Annotated in this window: 11 protein-coding genes; 9 read left to right on the top strand and 2 right to left on the bottom strand. The window is 46.3% G+C overall.

All coding sequences use genetic code 11. The features are described from left to right. Window positions 1-312: 312 nt before the first annotated feature. Entirely contained in the window at window positions 313-867 is a 555-nt protein-coding gene (locus ACTO17_RS11165) for a Uma2 family endonuclease (protein WP_482557996.1), read from the bottom strand. 358 nt (window positions 868-1225) lie between these two features. Between ACTO17_RS11165 and ACTO17_RS11160 the strand changes: the two genes are divergently transcribed. The 7 genes from ACTO17_RS11160 (at window position 1226) to glgB (ending at window position 16439) form a co-directional block, all read left to right on the top strand. Continuing rightward, window positions 1226-1921, top strand: a complete 696-nt coding sequence (locus ACTO17_RS11160) for a response regulator transcription factor (protein WP_482557995.1) — start codon at window positions 1226-1228, stop codon at window positions 1919-1921. After that, complete coding sequence (locus ACTO17_RS11155) at window positions 1921-4710, top strand: histidine kinase dimerization/phospho-acceptor domain-containing protein (protein WP_482557994.1); 2790 nt, start codon at window positions 1921-1923, stop codon at window positions 4708-4710. The genes ACTO17_RS11160 and ACTO17_RS11155 overlap by 1 nt, the downstream gene beginning before the upstream one ends. Before the next feature lie 160 nt (window positions 4711-4870). After that, window positions 4871-6793 (top strand): hybrid sensor histidine kinase/response regulator, encoded by a 1923-nt coding sequence (locus ACTO17_RS11150; RefSeq protein ID WP_482557993.1) that lies wholly within the window; start codon window positions 4871-4873, stop codon window positions 6791-6793. Between the two features lie 60 nt (window positions 6794-6853). Continuing rightward, window positions 6854-9160: a hydratase gene (locus ACTO17_RS11145; protein WP_172537090.1), complete on the top strand. Its 2307-nt coding sequence runs from the start codon at window positions 6854-6856 to the stop codon at window positions 9158-9160. Between the two features lie 44 nt (window positions 9161-9204). Beyond that, a complete protein-coding gene (locus ACTO17_RS11140; protein ID WP_482557992.1) occupies window positions 9205-10563 on the top strand; it encodes an AI-2E family transporter in 1359 nt (452 codons plus the stop codon). 144 nt (window positions 10564-10707) lie between these two features. After that, entirely contained in the window at window positions 10708-14520 is a 3813-nt protein-coding gene (locus ACTO17_RS11135; RefSeq protein ID WP_482557991.1) for a hypothetical protein, read from the top strand. 26 nt (window positions 14521-14546) lie between these two features. Further along, complete coding sequence (gene glgB, locus ACTO17_RS11130) at window positions 14547-16439, top strand: 1,4-alpha-glucan branching protein GlgB (RefSeq protein ID WP_482557990.1); 1893 nt, start codon at window positions 14547-14549, stop codon at window positions 16437-16439. 106 nt (window positions 16440-16545) lie between these two features. On the opposite strand, the gene ACTO17_RS11125 is transcribed toward glgB, so the two are convergent. Then, a complete protein-coding gene (locus ACTO17_RS11125) occupies window positions 16546-17388 on the bottom strand; it encodes a sirohydrochlorin cobaltochelatase (protein WP_482557989.1) in 843 nt (280 codons plus the stop codon). A 272-nt stretch (window positions 17389-17660) separates the two neighbouring features. On the opposite strand from ACTO17_RS11125, the gene ACTO17_RS11120 reads away from it, so the two are divergent. Further along, entirely contained in the window at window positions 17661-18368 is a 708-nt protein-coding gene (locus ACTO17_RS11120) for a LytR/AlgR family response regulator transcription factor (RefSeq protein WP_482557988.1), read from the top strand. Beyond that, on the top strand, window positions 18368-19645 hold the full coding sequence (locus ACTO17_RS11115; protein ID WP_482557987.1) for an ATP-binding protein: 1278 nt from the start codon (window positions 18368-18370) through the stop codon (window positions 19643-19645). Before ACTO17_RS11120 ends, ACTO17_RS11115 begins: the two co-directional genes overlap by 1 nt. Window positions 19646-19867: the final 222 nt, after the last annotated feature.

The raw sequence follows: 19867 nt of genomic DNA, 5'->3' as shown, positions 1-19867 counted from the left end.
TGAGAAGAAGGAGAAACGGTTCCTTTTTGGGAGAAAGCAGTGAGAATATACCAAAGCAGATTCATTTGCGATGCAGGAGTTAAAGTCTAAAGAAGGGGCCGTCGGGAAATGGCAGATTTTTGGCAATATAGATTGTGAAGGGTTGGTTTTCACAATCTATATTGCTTGTAAATTACATGCTCCGGCGGCCCCCTTTATACCCTTTTCAGTGTTTGCTGAAAAATCTATCTGAATTCATACTCCATCTACTATGACAATTAAAAAGGTAAAATTATGACACTTTTTGGAATATTTCAGTAATTTAACGCTGCTTTATTCCAACCCGGAAAATATATCGCCCAAGGTCATTGTAATATGAGGGAATTCTCTCAGGCATATTTCCGTTTCTGCATTATACTCTTCCTCGTCCGGTTCATTTTGAAGCATATAACTCTGTTCTAACATATAGTTTCCATCTCTCAGATAATAGATTTCCATGGAACCCTGAGGTGAAACGATCCAATATTCCGAAACTCCGGCTTTTTCATAGATGTCTTTTTTTTCTGTTCTGTCCCGTTTTGCCGTAGAGGGGCTTAAGATTTCTGCAATGAATTTTGGAAGCCCGCTGTAAGAACTTCCCTTTAATTGTTTTCGGTCGCAAATAATCATAAGATCTGGGCATAAATAATCGTCATTTTCATCCGGATGGTATTTAAAATCCAGATTTCCCATAAATACAAGACAAAGGCTGTTTTCTAAGCCATAGGATATCCGTTTATTAATGTTGTTGCTGATAATTCCATGACGGAAGTTAGGGGCAGGAGACATGTTATAGAGTACACCGTTTATTTTTTCTGTTCGTTTATGTTCCTGTTCTGCTAATCTCATGTAATCACATCCTCCTAAAAACAAAATTCTCTGCAGTGCGTCCGAGTAATGACAATATTATAACATGTTTCCCCAGTATACATCAACCTGTGGGAAACCGTCCCGGGCCTAATTTCAAAAAATCTTAATAATTTTCCCATCCATAACTTAACATTCAGTTGCTATACTGTAGTCATTAAAATGATGCCCGGACATACCTCCTGAGAGGGTTTTGAATACAGATTCTCATTCACCTGAAGCATTATATACGCTGCGGCAGGAGATTTTTGGCACATTGTCCGCCGGAATATTGCCATCTGGCTTTCCTCAGGTTATAATGAACAGACGGCAATTCCAACGATAAAACGAGGTGAAGGAAATGAAAAGTATTCTGGTTTGTGATGATGACAGGGAAATTGTAGACGCTATTGAAATTTATCTGCAGCAGGAAGGGTATCGTATTTTGAAAGCCTACGATGGGGAACAGGCATTGCAGGTTTTGAAGGAAAACGAAGTGCACCTTCTGATTATTGATGTGATGATGCCAAGATTAGACGGTATCCGGGCAACATTGAAGATTCGGGAGGAAAGCAGCATTCCCATCATCATTCTGTCCGCCAAATCAGAAGATGCGGACAAGATCCTGGGGCTGAATATCGGCGCGGACGATTATGTAACCAAGCCTTTTAATCCCCTGGAGCTGGTGGCAAGGGTCAAGTCCCAGCTTCGCCGCTACACCCAGCTGGGCAATGCGGCAGAAAGCAGCAAGCGGGTATATCAGGTAGGCGGATTGATGATTAATGACGAGCTGAAAGAAGTTACCGTGGACGATGCGTTGGTGAAGCTTACGCCCATTGAGTACAATATTTTGCTGCTGTTGGTGAAAAATCAGGGAAAAGTTTTTTCTATTAACCAGATATATGAAAGTATATGGAACGAGGACGCCATCGGCGCAGACAATACCGTGGCAGTGCATATACGCCATATCAGGGAAAAAATAGAAATCAATCCCAAAGAACCCAGATATCTGAAAGTGGTCTGGGGCGTAGGCTACAAAATAGAAAAATCAAAATAATGATAAGAAATGAAAGCGGTGGTAAAGTGACAAAGACTCGATATTCTGCCGGCCTGAAAATTCTGGCAGCTGCAGCGCAGCTTGTGTTTTCCGTGACGCTGGTGCTGTCTGTGATTATGCTGGCCGTGCTGTTTCAAAAAGATATTCTGGATTTTGGAGATTTGAGAAATGCATCGTTTGAATCTTCCAGTTATTTTTCCTCAAAATTCCAGAATTCAGCAGAAGAAATTCTGAATGTTATCAATTTGAGGAAAAAATTTGAAACGGACGGAAGCTATGATACGGAAAAGGAAGTGTCCATCTGGAATTATTACAATAATCAGGAAATCACCGGCCGGTCAGGAAAAGGCAAAGATGAGAGCCGCTTGCGGTATTATCTGGGAGATTTGTCCGAGTGGTCGCGGGATTACCGGATGGCGTCTTATGATTTTATTTCAGAATACACCATTGACCAGGGAATCCACTTAAAGCAGAATATATACCGGGACGGGGTTTCTATTTTGAGCGGGGAAAAGACAATCTCTTCTCTGGAAGAAATGACCGCAGAGCTGCAGGAAATTGTCGTTCAGAATGTAGAGCATTATTACGGCGGTTCTTACAGCGTTATGGGAATCCAGGAGGAAAGGAAATCTTCCGATACAGCCGTCAGCTCCAACCAGGAGCTTTCGGAAGAGGCCGATACAGATTACGCTGAAACAGAGGCCGATACAGATTACGCCGAAACAGAGGCGGAAGAAGAAAAAACACTGGAAAAAATTATCCGAAAAGTCCGAAACGGCAAATTATATGATTTGGATGGAGAGGAACTGATTCTGCTATTGAAAAGCATGGATATGCCGGACATGAATATCGTTTCAAATTATGAATTTATCGTGGAAGATTATCTGCCGGTAGGAGGCAGGGGCATCTGGGAAAGTTTTATGAAGGGCGAGTGTTCCATGAACCGGATGTGCAGTGCATATGCTGCGCTGGAATATACGCTCAGCAATATCGGCGGGGAAATCAACCAGTATAAAAGATGCATGAACCTGTATAATCTTTCAGAGAACGGAACGAATGTTTCTTACTGGCTCAGCCGGGGAAGCGAAGACGCCATCTATACCAATATCCGGGAACCGCTGAATATGGGATTTGCCGAATATGGCGCAGAAAAAGGGAAATATGTGTATTACCGGGAAAATGACATTCGGCTGGAGACAAATGTCAAAGGGATGGAAGATGTATTTTACAGTTTCCTGGAGCCAAAATACGGAGGCAAGGGAAATGTTTTGTTTATCTGTGTGGATACCTCTTATCCCAACGAAGATGAATTTAAGAAGGCAAGAGATGAGTTTACCGGGATGCGGCCCTGGATTTTTATCAGCTTAATGGGAGTGGTGGTCAGTATTCTCATTTGTCTGGTCTGCCTGATTTATCTCAGCATGGCGGCAGGGAAAAGAGACGGGGATGAGAAGGTGCATCTGAACCTCTTTGATCGTCTGCCTACGGAAATTTTGTATGTTCTGGTGGTTCTGGCCGGAATTTTCTGTTTTCTGATGTTTGGATGGATTTTTTATCAGTTCAGCAGCGAAGAACTGGCAGGGCTTATGATGGTGTCCGGCGCCGTCTCATTTTTCAGCGCGGCGGCTTTTTCAATGTTCTATCTGAGTTTTGTACGGCGGATTCGCGCGGGAATTCTGTGGAGGAGGAGTATGCTCCGATGGTTTGTGCGGGGAATCGGACTGTTGTTTATTACCAGAAAATCCTCTTCCAAAATGCTGATTCTGTTTGGAATCCATTTGGTGATTTGCTTCGGAATGTTGTCCGGGCTTTTGAATTACTTATATAGTGATTTATACAATGAAAATACGACAATGGTATTTACATTGGCTTTTTTACTGCTTTCCTGTGTAGAGGCGGTGCTGATTATCCGGGAAGGCGTGCAGCGCAATAAAGTCATCGAGGGTATCCGCAGGATTTCCGGCGGGGATCTGGAATATAAAATTGCCCTGGAAGATTTAAGCGGAGACAACAAATGCGTAGCGGAAGCGGTAAACACCATCGGAGACGGACTGTTTCACGCGGTGGATGACAGTGTGAGGAATGAACATCTGAAAACGGATTTGATCACCAATGTTTCCCATGACATTAAGACGCCGCTGACTTCCATTATCAATTATGTGGACTTGCTGAAAAGAGAAGATCTGCAGAATGAGCGGGTACAGGGCTATATTGCAGTGTTAGACAGTAAATCCCAGAGGTTGAAGCAGCTGACGGAGGATCTGGTGGAAGCGTCCAAGGTCAGTTCAGGAAATATCAAACTGGAAATGGAACGGATTAATCTGGTGGAACTGGTGCATCAGACAGAAGGAGAGTTTGACGAAAGATTTGAAGCAAGAAACCTTACGGTGGTCAATAAGCTGCCCAGAGGTGCAGTGGTGATTCTGGCAGACGGCAGGCGGATCTGGCGGGTATTGGAAAATGTTTACAGCAATGTGGCAAAATATGCCATGGAATCTACCAGGGTTTATGTGGACATGGAAGCAGACGGAAGCCAGGTCAGGTTTTCCATTAAAAATATTTCTGAAAATCCTCTGAATATTCAGGCGGAGGAACTGACGGAGCGGTTTATCCGGGGTGATATTTCAAGGAGCACAGAAGGCAGCGGCCTTGGGCTGTCCATTGCAAAAAGCCTCACTTCCCTGATGAACGGAACCTTTGAAATTTATCTGGACGGAGATTTATTCAAAGTCACAATCTGTTTTCCCCAGGAGCCGGAACTATTAAAACTGCCGGGGGATGAAGCATAAATCTTCAGTAAGGTTTTGCGAAGAACTGGACGCGGAAAAAGGGAAATTTTTATTGCAGTAACGGACAAAAGGCTCTATAATAAGAATATCTATATATTCAGGTAACAAAACAGCGCAGAATGCGGTTAAATTTTCGCATTTTAAGAGGAATGGTGGGATTATGAAAAAAATAAGCCAGTTGGAACGTGTGCTGGATGGTATCGCAGGAGCTTCTATTTTCGTTACTGCACAGGGCAGCCATGAAATATTATATGTAAATGAACGGTTGAAAAACATCAAGCATTCCATTCAGCCGGGAGACATCTGTGATGAGGTGTGGAAATGCGATCACAAACATTGTCCTGCCTGCAGCATGGAGGGAAAAGAGAGCTGTACTATTACCAGCTATGATCTGCCTTTTGGGAAATTCGTGGACATCAGCGCTGTAGAGGTGATGTGGGAGGACAGGATTCCGGCCTATGTGGTGTCTGTCTGCAGCCATCCGATAGAAAAGCTGGATCAGGGGACGATACTCAGAAGAATGCAGATGCAGGTGGCCCTCTCCCAGATTTATACAATGGTAATTTCGATTAACCTGACGCAAAATACATATTTTATGGTGGAATATGCGGATTTTGACAGTCATTGCGCGCCGATTTCCGGTAAATTTGACGATTTGATAGCTGCCGGCGCAAAGAGTATGCATCCGGATTACAGGGAGGAATTTCTGAATAAATTCAGCAGGGACAGCCTGCTGAAATTGTATGATTCGGGAGGAAATTCCAGATATATGGCTCACAGGCAGAGAGGAGATGACGGGAACTATCACTGGACCGATACTCATGTGATCCGCGTCGAGAATCCATACGGCGAGGATGTGATGCAGATTTCCCTGAGCCGGAACATAGATGAACGCAAGAAGATGGAAGAACAGATGAAAACAGCCCTGGAAGCTGCAAAGCGGGCAAACCGGGCCAAAACGGATTTTATATCCCGAATGTCCCATGACATCCGTACTCCCATTAATGCCATTATGGGGATGTCGAATATTGCTTCCACGAATCTGAGAAATCCGGAAAAAGTGCGGGATTGTCTGGAAAAAATGGGACTTTCCACACGTTTTCTGCTGTCTAAAATTAACGATATTCTGGATATGTCCAAATTAGAGAGCGGAAAGCTTGCCATTGCAGAAAAGAAATTCTATGTTCGGGAACTGATACAGGAATTGAAGGAAATGTTTTCCCTTCAGACAGAGGAAAGGAACCAGACACTGGAGATTTCAGTAGACGAGCATGTGGCGGACGCATATTTAGGAGATGATTTGCGTCTGAACCAGATCCTTTTTAATCTTTTGAGCAATGCAGTTTCGTATACCTTGGAAGGCGGAAGGATTTCCATGAAAGCAGAGCAGCTCCCAGGGAAGGGAGATGAAGTTCTGCTTAAGGTTACCGTTTCAGATAACGGAATCGGCATGAGTGAAGAGTTCCAGAAGGTATTGTTTGAGCCTTTTGAGCAGGAGTGTTCCACGGAAGGCAGGGTTTTTGAAGGCAGCGGCCTTGGGCTTCCCATAACCAGAAGCCTGGTTCAGCTGATGGGCGGAACCATCCGCTTTAAAAGCAGGCGGAAGAAAGGAACCACCTTTGTGGTGGAGCTGCCGTTTAAACTTCTGAAAGAGGACAGGAAAGAAGATATTCAGGAAGAGGAATATGACTTTTCCCAGGTATTCCAGGGACAGCGGGTACTGGTAGTGGAAGATAATGAAATTAATCTGGAAATTGTTCAGACGTTTTTGGAGAGCTGGAATCTGGAAGTGGATGCGGCGGAGAACGGCCTGATTGCGGTGGAGAAGTTTAAAAATTCCGAGCCGGGATGGTATCAGCTTGTGCTGATGGATATCCGAATGCCTGTAATGGACGGGCTGACCGCGACCCGGGAAATACGCGCACTGGAGCGGGAGGACGCCGGAACTGTGCCGATTATGGCGCTGACAGCCAATGTGTCTCCGGGAGACAGTCAGCATGCCAAAAAGATCGGAATGAACGAATATCTGACAAAGCCGGTGGAGATGAAGCTTCTGCACCGGAAAATTAAGGAATTTATTTGATAAAATGGTTATAATGGTTTTAGATAGAGTATGAATTGAGAGAAAACAGGAGGAAATCACATGATAACATTACACGACGGCGGTGTGTATCTGGTAAATGGAACGTCTTTGATTGAGGAAAACAGCCAGGCGGCTGCAGCGATACAGGCAGAGACAGGAAATTCCGTGACCAGAGATCAGGCGGCCGAAAATACCATTGCCTATGGCATTCTGAAAGCTCACAATACCTCAGGCAATATGGAGAAACTGAAAATCAAGTTCGACAGGCTGACGTCCCATGACATTACTTTTGTGGGGATTATTCAGACGGCCAGGGCTTCCGGACTGGAGAAATTTCCGGTTCCCTATGTGCTGACCAACTGCCATAATTCTCTGTGTGCGGTGGGAGGAACCATCAATGAGGATGATCATATGTTTGGACTCAGCTGCGCCAAGAAGTACGGCGGCGTCTATGTACCGCCTCATCAGGCAGTCATACATCAGTACGCCAGAGAAATGCTGGCAGGCGGCGGCAGAATGATTCTGGGTTCCGATTCCCATACCAGATACGGCGCATTGGGCACCATGGCAATGGGCGAAGGCGGGCCGGAATTGGTAAAACAGCTGTTAAATAAGACTTATGATATCAATATGCCCGGAGTGGTAGGGGTTTACCTTACCGGAAAGCCAAGACGGGGCGTGGGGCCTCAGGACGTGGCTCTTGCCATTATCGGCGCAGTATTTGCCAACGGTTATGTCAATAATAAAGTTATGGAATTTGTGGGGCCGGGAGTTTCCGGTTTAAGCGCGGATTTCAGAATCGGCGTGGACGTTATGACCACAGAGACCACCTGTCTGTCCTCCATCTGGCAGACCGACGACGTTATCCGGGAATTTTATGAGATTCACGGGCGGACGGAAGATTATAAAGAACTGAATCCGGGACAGGTTGCATATTATGACGGAATGATTGAAGTGGATCTGGATCAGGTGAAACCCATGATCGCCATGCCGTTCCATCCGAGCAATACGTATACCATTGAGGAACTGAATCAGAATTTAATGGATATTTTAGAGGACTGTGAGAAAAAGGCTCAGGTGAGCCTGGACGGCGCTGTGGAATTCTCCTTAAAAGATAAAGTGAGAAATGGAAAACTCTATGTGGATCAGGGAATTATTGCAGGATGCGCCGGAGGCGGATTTGAAAATATCTGCGATGCGGCGGATATTTTAAAGGGCGCCAGCATCGGTGCAGATGAATTTACCCTGAGCGTATATCCGGCCAGTATGCCGATTTATATGGAACTGGTGAAAAACGGCGCGGCAGCTTCTCTGATGGCCACAGGAGCAGTGCTGAAAACGGCATTCTGCGGTCCGTGTTTCGGCGCCGGGGATACGCCGGGCAATAATGGATTTTCCATCCGTCATTCCACCAGAAACTTCCCCAACCGGGAGGGAAGCAAGCTGCAAAGCGGACAGATTGCGTCAGTAGCATTGATGGATGCTCGTTCCATTGCAGCCACAGCGGCAAACAAAGGATATCTGACGGCAGCTACGGAGCTGGATGTGGAATATTCCGGGCCCAAATATCACTTTGACAGTCAGATTTATGCAAACCGCGTCTTTGACAGCAAGGGTGTGGCAGATCCTTCTCAGGAGGTTCGGTTCGGCCCCAATATTAAGGACTGGCCGGCTATGAGTGAGCTGCCGGAACACATGGTGCTGAAGGTAGTGTCTGAGATTCACGATCCGGTGACCACCACGGATGAACTGATTCCCTCCGGGGAAACGTCTTCTTACCGTTCCAATCCTCTGGGTCTGGCAGAGTTTACCTTATCCAGAAAGGACCCGGCTTACGTGGGGCGCGCCAAGGAGATTCAGAAGGCGCAGAAAGCTCTGGAGGCAGGTACCTGTCCCATTGATGCAGTGAAGGAACTGGGGCCGGTAATGGCTGCCATCAATCAGGCGTTTCCCCAGAAAGCCTTCGGGGAAAAGAACGGGCCTGGAATACTGGGCGTGGGAAGCACAATTTTTGCAGTAAAGCCGGGAGACGGCTCCGCCAGGGAACAGGCGGCTTCCTGTCAGAAGGTACTGGGCGGCTGGGCAAATATTGCCAATGAGTATGCCACCAAGCGTTACCGCTCCAATCTGATTAACTGGGGTATGCTGCCCTTTTTGATTCCGGAAGGGGAACTGCCTTTTGCCAACGGAGATTATATTTTTATTCCGGATATCCGCAGCGCTGTAGAGGAGAAGAAAACAGAAATTTCCGCCTATGTGGTAAAAGACAATGAACTGAAAGAATTTACCCTGAGGCTTGGAGAGCTGACAGAGGATGAACGGACGATTATTTTGAAGGGATGCCTCATTAATTACTATAAAGGATAGCAGGCCAGGGGAAAGCGGCCTGTAAGAAAAGAGGAAGTTTTATTTTGGATGAACAGGAAAAAAAACAAGGCAATGAAACAAATAACTGGAATATCAGACCCTATCTGGCGATAGGGCTGACTTCCTTTTTGGTGATTGCAGCCAGTATTTCATTTTTCTTCTTTGTCTACCGTTTTCACGGGGTAGCGCAGGTGATGGATCAGCTGGCGGTGATTCTGCAGCCGATTACCATTGGATTTGTTCTGGCATATCTGGTTACGCCCATTGTGAATTTTGAAGAGCGTCATCTGCTTCCGGTGATGCAGGAGAAGATCAAGAATAAAAGGAAGGCAAAGCGGTTGGTCAGGGGCGTCAGCGTGGCGGGCGCGCTGCTGTTTGTGCTGATTATTATCGGCATTTTGCTGCAGATGGTAATTCCGGAGCTGTACAGAAGCATCAATGGGCTGATTGGCACGCTTCCGAAGCAGGTAAACAGCTTTATGGACTGGCTCAGTGATTATGTAAGCTCCGACAGCAATATTTCCGGTTACCTGGAAACTGCGCTGATCAAGGGCACAGAGTTTTTTGAGGAATGGGCGCAGACAGATTTCCTGCCCCAGACCAAAAATGTTCTGACGGGCCTTACTACCGGGGTAATCACAGTTGTTAAATTGTTGTTTAACGTGATTATCGGCATTATTATTTCTGTCTATGTGCTGATGAGCAAGGAATCCTTTATCGGCCAGGGCAAAAAAATCGTTTATGCGCTGCTGCCCGGGAAGAAAGCCAATGCAGTGATTCATACCGTGCACAAAAGCAATGAGATTTTCGGCGGATTTATTTCCGGCAAGATACTGGATTCTCTGATTATCGGGATTCTTTGTTTTGTCTGCCTGTATATTATGAAGATGCCTTACAGTGTTCTGGTAAGCGTAATTGTAGGGGTAACCAATGTGATTCCCTTTTTCGGTCCCTATCTTGGGGCTGTGCCCAGCACAGTTTTGATTATGCTGGCAGATCCTATTAAGGGCCTGTATTTTGTTATTTTTATTCTGGTATTGCAGCAGGTGGACGGAAATATCATCGGGCCGAAAATTCTGGGAGATTCCACCGGATTGTCCTCATTCTGGGTGGTATTTGCCATACTGACCTTCGGCGGAATTTTCGGTATTCCGGGCATGATTATCGGCGTTCCGGTTTTTGCGGTTGTATTTTATATTATCAAGAAAATATTGGATTACATTTTAAAGCGGAAGCGGCTGCCCAGAGATACCCGAAGTTATATTAAAGCCCAGAAGCTGGATGTGGAAACCAACACTCTGGTGTGTTTTCCGGAGCAGCCGGTAAAAATACAGAAAACGGCGAAAAAAGACCAGGGGAAAAAGGAAGCTCCAAAAGAAGCGGAAAAAGAAAATAAAAAGTAGCGGTTTAAGTTTCGCAGGTATTATCTGAAATGGATGATACCTGCGATATTATTTTGACATTTCAGGGTGAATTATGGTAGACTATAGGGTACAGGTTGATAATTAGGAGTTTTATACCTTTTATATCATTTTGAGGTGAAACGTTTGGATAAATATGAATATAAACTGAAGCTGGAACAATTGAAAAATCTGGTGGAAGAGAAAGATTATAGTACTGCGGCAGAAATTGCAGATACGATTAATTGGAGAAAAGTAAAGAGTGCAGCCACCCTTTGTATGGTTGGGGAAATATACGACAGAAACAAACAGTATGAGAACAGCCGTGAGATCCTTCTGATGGCATATGAACGGGCGACGGTGGGAAGGAACATAATATACCGCCTTGCGCTGGTTTCCATGAAAATGGGGAATCTGGAGGAGGCAAAGGAATATTATGAGGAATTTCTGGAGGTCGCTCCATACGATAATCTGAAATATGTGCTTCGCTATCAGCTTGCCCGGTTGGAGGGCCTGCCCATTGAAGAGCTGATTGCCATTTTAGAGGAATTCAAGGAGCGGGAATATACGGAAGAATGGGCTTTTGAACTGGCCTGTCTCTATCACCGTTCAGGCAGCAGTGAGCGCTGCGTGGAAGTATGCGATGAACTGGTGCTGTGGATTGGGGAAGGAAAGTATGTGGAGCGGGCATTGGAGCTTAAGATGCTGTATCAGCCCCTGAATAAATACCAGGAAGAGAAATACAGGGAGATTAAGATGCGCAGAGGGGAGTTCTTCGAAGCGCAGCCGGAAGATACGATAGAATCAGAAGAAATTATCCATGAGACCGTGGAGATACCGGATATTGCTGCCAGTACCGGCCGGTTTAATACCATGAACCTGCAGGAAGAACTGGCAAAGGGCATGCAGCAGATTATGGAGGCCAGTACCAGGGAAACAGTCTCCGATACCATGGATAACATTAAGAAAATTGTAGAGGAAATTCCTTATCTGCAGATGCCTCAGCAGGAAGAGGAAGCAGGGATTGAATACGAAGAAGAAAGATACGGGCATATCGAGACGGATGAAGAGATTGACGGTTCTCTGCAGACGGATTTCAGGGAATTACTGGCAGAGGACTGGGACGGTCAGATGCAGCCGACTGCTTCAGGCGGAGAATGGTGGGAGACTCCAAACAGCGGGCAGCCCAGGATAGAGGACGTTTTGTCAGAATGGGAGAAAACCAGACGGGCGGCAGAAGTGGCCATGGCAGTTGCCCAGCAGAGGAAGCTGGAATCGGCGAAAGCCAGGGCGCTGCAGGAAGCGGAAGAGTTAATGGAACGCCTGAATCAGATTATTCCCAAGCTGAACGCAGGGGTTTCTCCTCAGGAGCTTTTGGCGGAACGGTATCTGCAGGACGCAGGGTTCCTGCCTGAGGAAGAATACTATGATGAGGCGGAACCAGAACTGATGCAGGAGGAATATGGAGCAGAACCGGGAACGATGCCGGAAGGATATTACCAGACGGAAGCGGGAATGCTGCCTGAGGGATATGTACCGGAAGGGTATGTGCAGACTGCGGAGCCTGGAACAATGTCGGAAGGATATTATCAGGCAGAAGGGGGAATGCTGCCGGAAGGATATGTATCAGAAGGGTATGTGCAGAATGCAGAGCCGGGGATGATTTCGGAAGGATACTATCAGACAGAACCAGGAATGCTGCCGGAAGGATATACACAGACTGCAGAACCAGGAATGGAGCCGGAAGGATATTATCAGACAGAAGCAGGGCCGGGAATGGAGGCCGAGGGATATCTTCCGGAAGGAGCTGTGCAGAGTGCAGAATTGGGAATAATGCCGGAAGGATATTATCAGACGGAAACAGGGCCGGAAATGGAGCCCCAGGGATATGTACCGGAAGAGTATCCGCAGGAGGCAAAACCGGGCGTACCGCCGGGGGATTATCTTCGGGAATCAGCAGCAGAACTGCCGCCGGTGGGCTATGTTTCAGAAACGGGAATGGAGCCGGAGAGCCATATTCCAGAGCCAGAACTGCCGCCGGAGAATTATATTTCGGAGCCAGAGCCGGAAATGGAGCCGGCAGGATATATCCCGGAGCCAGGAATGGAGCCGGCAGGCTATTCTAAAGAGATGAAATCTGATATGGTTCCGCCGGAAGAACCAGAACAGCAGACATTGGCAGCCAATGGAGAGGCTTCAATTGGAGTGCAGCCAGGGGAACCGGAAATCTCTTTCGAGGAGCAGGCCCAGAACCAGGGAAATCTGCCGAAGGAAACGGCGGACAGCAATAGTGATCTGCCGAAAGAAACGGCAGACAGGAGTAGTGATTTGCCGAAAGGGGCTGCAGGAAGAAACAGTTATACACCGGAAAGTTTTCTGGAAGAAGGATATCCGCCGGAAAGCGCCCTGGCCAGAGCAGGCTATCCGATAAAAGGTTTTTCACAGAAACAGAAACTGTCCCAGGGTAATTCAGCGGGAGTGGCAGAGGTTGTACCGGAACATGTAATGAAAGAACCGGAAGTGTTACCGGAACATGTAATGAAAGAACCGGAAGTGTTACCGGAACATGTAATCCGGGAGCCGGCTGCTTTACCGGCAGTGCCCAAACAGCCGGGAGCGCCGAATCCGCCGGATATGTCAAAAGCAGTGAATCCGCCGGCAGGAATGCCCAAACAGCCCGAAGCGTTGCCAGAAATGCCTATGCAGCCAGGAACGCAACCAGGAATGCCTGTACAGCCAGGAATGCCTGTGCAACCAGGAATGCCTGTGCAGCCAGGAACGCAACCAGGAATGCCTGTGCAGCCAGGAATACCCGTACAGTCAGGAGTACCCAGACAGCCAGAGACGCAGCCGAGGGTGCCTGTGCAACCAGGAATGCAGCCGGAAATGCCTGTGCAGTCAGGATCGCCCATGCAGCCGGGAGTGCCCAAACAGCCAGAGACGCCAACAGCGGTTTCTGAGGAGCCGGAGGCTCCTCCCAGTAAAAAAGATGCCGAAAGCTATCTGGAATCTGCATTTCGGGCGGCAAAAGCTTCCAGGGAAGAAAAAAATCAGCTTCCTAAAGTAGAACTGGAGCGGAAAGAAGAGTATGTTCCAGAACCGGAGCCGATACCGGAAGAGCTTCCCATTCCCGAAGTGACACTGGAACCGGAGGAAACGCTGTTTGTATCTGAGATAGGAATTGCGCCGGAAGAAGAGCCCACCCGGAAACTGAGTGAAGAGCAGAAAGAGATTTTCTCTTATTTTGTGCCGGTTACAGGGATGGAGCAGCAGCTTTGCCAGGTCTTGGAGGGGGTTTTACATAGAAAAGGAAAAGGCGGCAGTTCCGGTACCGGAAATATCCTGATTATGGGCGGCCGGGGCAGCGGGAAAACCGTGTTGGCCACCGATATTATCAAGGCCGTTCAAAAGAGCGGCGGCCATCCCGAGGGAAAAGTAGGAAAGATTACAGGAGAATCCCTGAACCAGAAGGATTTAAGTCAATTAATTAAGAAAATAGCAGGAGGTTATCTCATCATTGAGCGGGCAGGAGAGATTTCTCAGGAAACAGCCACCAGACTGGCCCTTTTGATGGATCAGGATACGGACGGACTTCTGTTTATTCTGGAGGATACCAGAAAAGGGATTGAAAAGGCTTTAAGCCTGGATGCAAATTTTGCAAAAAAATTTACAGAACGGATTAAGATACCTGTTTTTACCAGTGACGAACTGGTGGAGTTTGCGAAAGCATATGCTTTTGAGCAGGAATGTGAAATTGATGATATGGGAATATTAGCACTTTATAACCGTATCAGCAACATACAAAAGCTGGATGAGGCCACGACGTTGACAGAGGTGAAAGAAATTGTGGATATGGCTATCAGCAGTGCGGAAAGAGGTGGATTTAAGAAGTTATTCGGAGGAAAAAAATTCAGCCCGGAAGGGTATTTATATCTGCGAGAAAAAGATTTTGAAGAATAAAATAAGAAAAAACAGGAGTGGTAGCTATGGAACGTTTTTCAGATTTAGACATGTACTATTTTGGACAGGCAACACATTATGACATCTACAAGAAATTAGGTGCGCATCCCATTACAGAGAAGGGTAAAAAAGGCGTGTATTTTGCGGTTTGGGCGCCTAATGCCGCTAAAGTTTCTGTTATTGGAGATTTCAATGAATGGAAAGAAAATGAAAATGAAATGAAACGCTTAGAGCCCATGGGGATCTTTGAACTGTTTATTCCGGGAGTGAAAGAAGGGGATTTGTACAAATTCTACATTGAGACTCCTGAGGGAAATAAACTTTATAAGGCAGATCCATTTGCAAATTATGCTGAGCTGCGTCCGGGCAATGCTTCGGCAGTGGCAGACATTAACGCATTTAAGTGGACAGATACCAAGTGGATGGAAAAACGCAAAGCCTGCAAAGATGTCCATACTCAGCCAATGGCAATCTATGAGGTGCATCCCGGTTCCTGGATGCGTCATCCGGGCAGAGAGGATGAAGGATTTTATACTTACCGGGAGTTTGCAGTCAAACTGGCAGAATATGTGAAAGAAATGGGATACACCCATGTGGAGCTGATGGGAATTTCAGAATATCCTTTCGACGGCTCCTGGGGGTATCAGGTGACAGGATATTATGCGCCTACTTCCCGGTATGGAACGCCTGCAGATTTTGCCTATCTGGTAGATTACCTGCATAAACACGGCATCGGCGTTATTTTAGACTGGGTACCGGCTCATTTCCCAAGAGACGCCCATGGCCTTGCAGAGTTTGACGGAACCTGCCTGTATGAATATGCTGATACCAGGAAAGGGGAGCATCCGGACTGGGGCACCAAGATTTTTGACTATGCCAAAAATGAAGTGAAAAATTTCCTTATCGGCAGCGCATTGATGTGGGTGGAGCATTACCATGTAGACGGCCTTCGGGTGGATGCCGTGGCTTCCATGCTCTATCTGGATTACGGCAAACAGGACGGGCAGTGGGTAGCCAATAAATACGGCGACAATAAGAATCTGGAAGCAATTGAATTTTTCAAACATATTAATACCCTGATTCTGGGCAGAAATCCGGGAACTGTTATGATTGCAGAAGAGTCTACCGCATGGCCCAGGGTAACCGGTACGGTGGAAGATGACGGACTGAATTTCAGCTATAAATGGAATATGGGATGGATGCATGATTTCCTGGATTACATGAAGTTAGATCCTTATTTCCGGAAAGACAATCATAACAAGATGACCTTTGCCATGAGTTATAACCACAGTGAAAATTATATTCTGGTGTTATCTCATGACGAGGTGGTACATTTGAAATGTTCCATGATCAATAAAATGCCGGGAGAAGGCAAGGATAAGTTCTCTAACTTAAAGGCGGGCTACGGCTTTATGATGGGGTATCCCGGGAAAAAGCTTCTGTTTATGGGACAGGAATTCGGACAGCTTCGGGAGTGGAGTGAAGAAAGGGAACTGGACTGGTTCCTGCTGGCAGAGCCGGAGCATCTTCAGCTTCAGACCTTTGTAAAAGAACTGCTCCATATTTATACGAAATATCCTGCCATGTATGAGGCGGATACCAGTTTCGAGAATTTTGAATGGATCAATGCAGATGACAATTTCCGCAGTATTTTCAGCTTTGTAAGAAAAAGCCGGAACGGAAAAAACAATCTTCTGTTTGTCTGCAACTTTACTCCGGTGGAACGGGAGGATTACCGGGTTGGCGTACCGCTGAAAAAGCAGTATAAACTGATTCTGAACAGTGATGATAAGAAGTACGGAGGCGAAGGCGTAAAGCGTCCGTTGGTATATAAAGCAGAAAAGCAGGAATGCGATAACAGGCCCTTCTCTTTTGCTTATCCGCTGCCGGCATTTGGCGTGGCTGTTTTTGTATACTAAAAGATTTCGTATGATAATCGTATGATGATAAAGTGAGAAGAACCCCATGGCAATCAGGAATCTTGATTCCCATAGGGTTCTTTTTCAGTGCCTCAGGCAAACAGGATTAATTGCCTTTTGTAAGTCCGGTGTAAAGAGCGGCACGCTGGTTCATTGGTATTTTCAGTATTTCCATGGCATTTCGCAAATGCTCCAGATAAATATCCTGAATTTCTTCAGATTCCCCAAGCCCCTTCAAATGGCATTCCACTTCATACCCGGCGGCCTCAAACTGGGACTTCCAGGAATCCTCCTGCTTTCCGGCCATATCGTGATTGGCGTGATCTCCGGCTACCAGCATAAAGGGGGCAAGATGGACTTTCTGGGCATTGGTTCTTGACACCTGGCGGATTAGGGCGTCCAGGTCAGGGTAAGCCTCCACCGTGCCCATAAAGAAATTGGGACAGCCCATATCTTTCAGCATATAATCCAGGGCGGCATACACAGCGTTGGCATGGTGGGTGGTTCCGTGTCCCATATACACCAGGGCCTCATCCTGGGGAAGATGGGAGAATTCCCGGATTACTGCCTGAAGCACTGCTTTCTGATCTTTTGTACTGGTAAGCAGCGGATTTCCGAAACTGATATCCATATCTTCTGTTCCGTGCTGCAGAACAAGCTCTTCCATCACTTCATTTTCAATGCCGTTGATAAAGTGGGTGGGCTGCACAATCAGCCGTTTTATGCCGTCAGAGAGAATCTCAGCCATGGCTTCCTCAATGGTTGGGATAACGATATGGTTTCTTTCCCTTAAGATTTTAATAATAATTTTGCTGCTCCATGCCTGATAAACCCTGTAATCAGGAAATGCTTCTCTGATTTTTTCAAATATTCTGTCAATGGTTTTTTCCTTGCTGTCAAGATAACTGGTGCCGAAGCTGACCAGAAGAATAGCCTGTTTTTGATTCATATGTATGTCCTTTCCAGTAAAAAATAAATTGCTCTTATTCTCGATTGCTTTTCTACCCTTATTATATCAGAAATAATACTGATGTACACTGGAAAATAAAATTATAACACCGGAACAATATATATTGTGACCTTTGAAAATCCATGGTAAACTATTAAAAGAAGTTTTCTAAAATAATGATATCCTGGCATTCGTGCAGGCTTTTATATTTTAGAAACGGACAAAACTGCAGCTTTCAGTAACTTCTTTTCATGATTCAGATAGGATAAAACATGTATCACATAGCAATTGTAGAGGACGAAAAAGCCTGTTCCAGACAGCTTCAGAAATATCTGGAACAATATCAGAACGAAAAAAATATGCAGTTTAAGGTATCAGTCTTTTCAGCCGGAACAGAATTGCTGACAAATTACCAGCCGGTCTACGATTTGATTCTGTTGGATATCGAAATGCCCGGAATCAACGGAATAGATACAGCGGCCAAAATCCGGGAGACAGACGGCGAAGTGGCCCTGATGTTTATTACCAACCTTGCCGGTTATGCCATCCGGGGCTATGAAGTGGAAGCATTGGATTTTGTGACAAAGCCGGTGAGCTATTACCAGTTTGCCATGAGGCTGTCAAGATGTTTCCGCCGCCTGGGCAAAAGGGAATCCAGGGAAATCCTGCTTTCCTGTCCGGACGGCATCAAGAAACTGAATATCTCGCAGATTTATTATGTGGAAGTTCAGAACCGAATTCTCCACTATTACACTTCAGAGGGGGAATATTCCCTGCGGGGAACCATTCAAAGTCTGGAGGAATCACTGCCTGCAGCTTCTTTTGCAAAATGCAACCGTTGGTACATTGTGAACTTAAAGCATGTTTCCGAGGTAAAAAAGAATACCGTGGTAGTGGGCGGATATGAACTGGAAATCAGCAGGCGCAGCCGGGCCGCGTTCCTGCAGTCTCTTGCGGAATATGTGGGAGGGATACGCTGATGGATTTAGTAAGCCGGTGGATCAGCGCACTGGCATTTTTGCCAAGCGCTTTTGTGTATGTCTATACCCTTCAGCGCAGAGTGGAAAACAGAAAGCGTACGGGGGCGGGAATTGTATTATTCCTGGTTCTCTGCGGATTTGCAGCCGGAATCTGGCCAGGAAGTCTGTCAAAGCTGGATTTGTTTGTGAAAGTGCTGGGATTTTTATTTCTGGCGGGGCTGCTCCACCAGGGAATCCGGCTGACCTGGAATGCTTCTGTCTATTACGGAATCTGGGCGTTTCTGACCTGGCAGATCTTAAGCGAAGTCTGGAGCATTTTCAGGTGGCTGTATGGTACGGCTCAGACAGGAAAGCCATGGCATGACTGGGTTATGGGGATTTTCATATATCTGGCAGGGGATCTTCTGTCCGCATTGACAATCGGAAAAAACATGCCGGACGGCGGAGAGAAGAAAATCGGCCCCCGGCAGCTTGCCCTTGCGGTTTCAGATTTTATTGTGCTGCAGGCGCTTGCCGTAATGTTTGACTCCCTGGAAATCGGAATGGAGGATTTGCGGTGGCTGATTCTCTATATGGCGCAGCTATTGCTTGCAATAACGCTTTATCTGCAGAATGAATTGTTCAAGAAAGGTGAAATGCGCAAAGAAATCGAGATGATGAATTTGCTGCGGGAAAAGGAGCGGGAGCAATATCAGCTTTCCAAAGAGACGATTGCATTAATTAACCAGAAAACCCATGATCTGAAGCATCAAATCCGCGCCCTGCGGGAAATGCCCAAAGAGCAGGCAGACCGGCATCTGGATGAGATGGAAGAATCTGTTTCCATTTATGAGGCGATCGTTAAAACAGGAAACGAGACACTGGACATTATTTTGACAGAGAAAAGCCTGTTTTGCCGGGAACAGGGCATCACCCTCTCCTGCGTGGCAGATGGAAGCTGCCTGGATTTTATGGATACTGTAGATTTGTATACCATCCTGGGAAATGCCATTGACAATGCCATAGAGGCGGCAGGGCAGTTAAAAGAGCGGGAAAAGAGACAGATTGACCTGATGATTTACCGACGGAAGAAATTTTTGACCATTCAGCTGATCAATCCCCTGGAAACGCCTCTGGCGTATGAAGAGGGAGATTTGGTAACCACTAAAAAAGACAGGGATTATCATGGATTCGGCCTGAAAAGCATCCGGCATAATCTGAAAAAATATGACGGGGCGCTGAACATTGAGGAAGCTGACGGGTGTTTCTTTGTCACCATGATTATTCCCATTTCCTGAAATAGAAAATTTTGTCAGAAATGCACAAATCAGACAGGATAAACAGAGAACCCGGGTGCAGTTTGCCGTATAGGACGTATAAACTACCGCTTGGGACATAGCACTGGAAATAAAAAAAGGAATTTTGCTATAATCATTTTATTGCAAAGTTCCTTTTTTATTGTCCGGGGAAATTTTTGGACAGATAAAATTACAGTGGGCTTGCTTATGTTGTTTTGGAAG

It is taken from the genome of Petralouisia sp. (genome assembly GCF_056822245.1).
The sequence above is the reverse complement of the archived record's forward strand: the minus strand, read 5'-3'. Positions and strand labels throughout refer to the sequence as shown.

Bases quoted from the DNA above. Each gene is read 5' to 3' on its own strand.
- ACTO17_RS11165 (WP_482557996.1), bottom strand. From the start codon at position 867: ATGAGATTAGCAGAACAGGAACATAAACGAACAGAAAAAATAAACGGT.
- ACTO17_RS11160 (WP_482557995.1), top strand. From the start codon at position 1,226: ATGAAAAGTATTCTGGTTTGTGATGATGACAGGGAAATTGTAGACGCT.
- ACTO17_RS11155 (WP_482557994.1), top strand. From the start codon at position 1,921: ATGATAAGAAATGAAAGCGGTGGTAAAGTGACAAAGACTCGATATTCT.
- ACTO17_RS11150 (WP_482557993.1), top strand. From the start codon at position 4,871: ATGAAAAAAATAAGCCAGTTGGAACGTGTGCTGGATGGTATCGCAGGA.
- ACTO17_RS11145 (WP_172537090.1), top strand. From the start codon at position 6,854: ATGATAACATTACACGACGGCGGTGTGTATCTGGTAAATGGAACGTCT.
- glgB (WP_482557990.1), top strand. From the start codon at position 14,547: ATGGAACGTTTTTCAGATTTAGACATGTACTATTTTGGACAGGCAACA.
- ACTO17_RS11125 (WP_482557989.1), bottom strand. From the start codon at position 17,388: ATGAATCAAAAACAGGCTATTCTTCTGGTCAGCTTCGGCACCAGTTAT.
- ACTO17_RS11120 (WP_482557988.1), top strand. From the start codon at position 17,661: ATGTATCACATAGCAATTGTAGAGGACGAAAAAGCCTGTTCCAGACAG.
- ACTO17_RS11115 (WP_482557987.1), top strand. From the start codon at position 18,368: ATGGATTTAGTAAGCCGGTGGATCAGCGCACTGGCATTTTTGCCAAGC.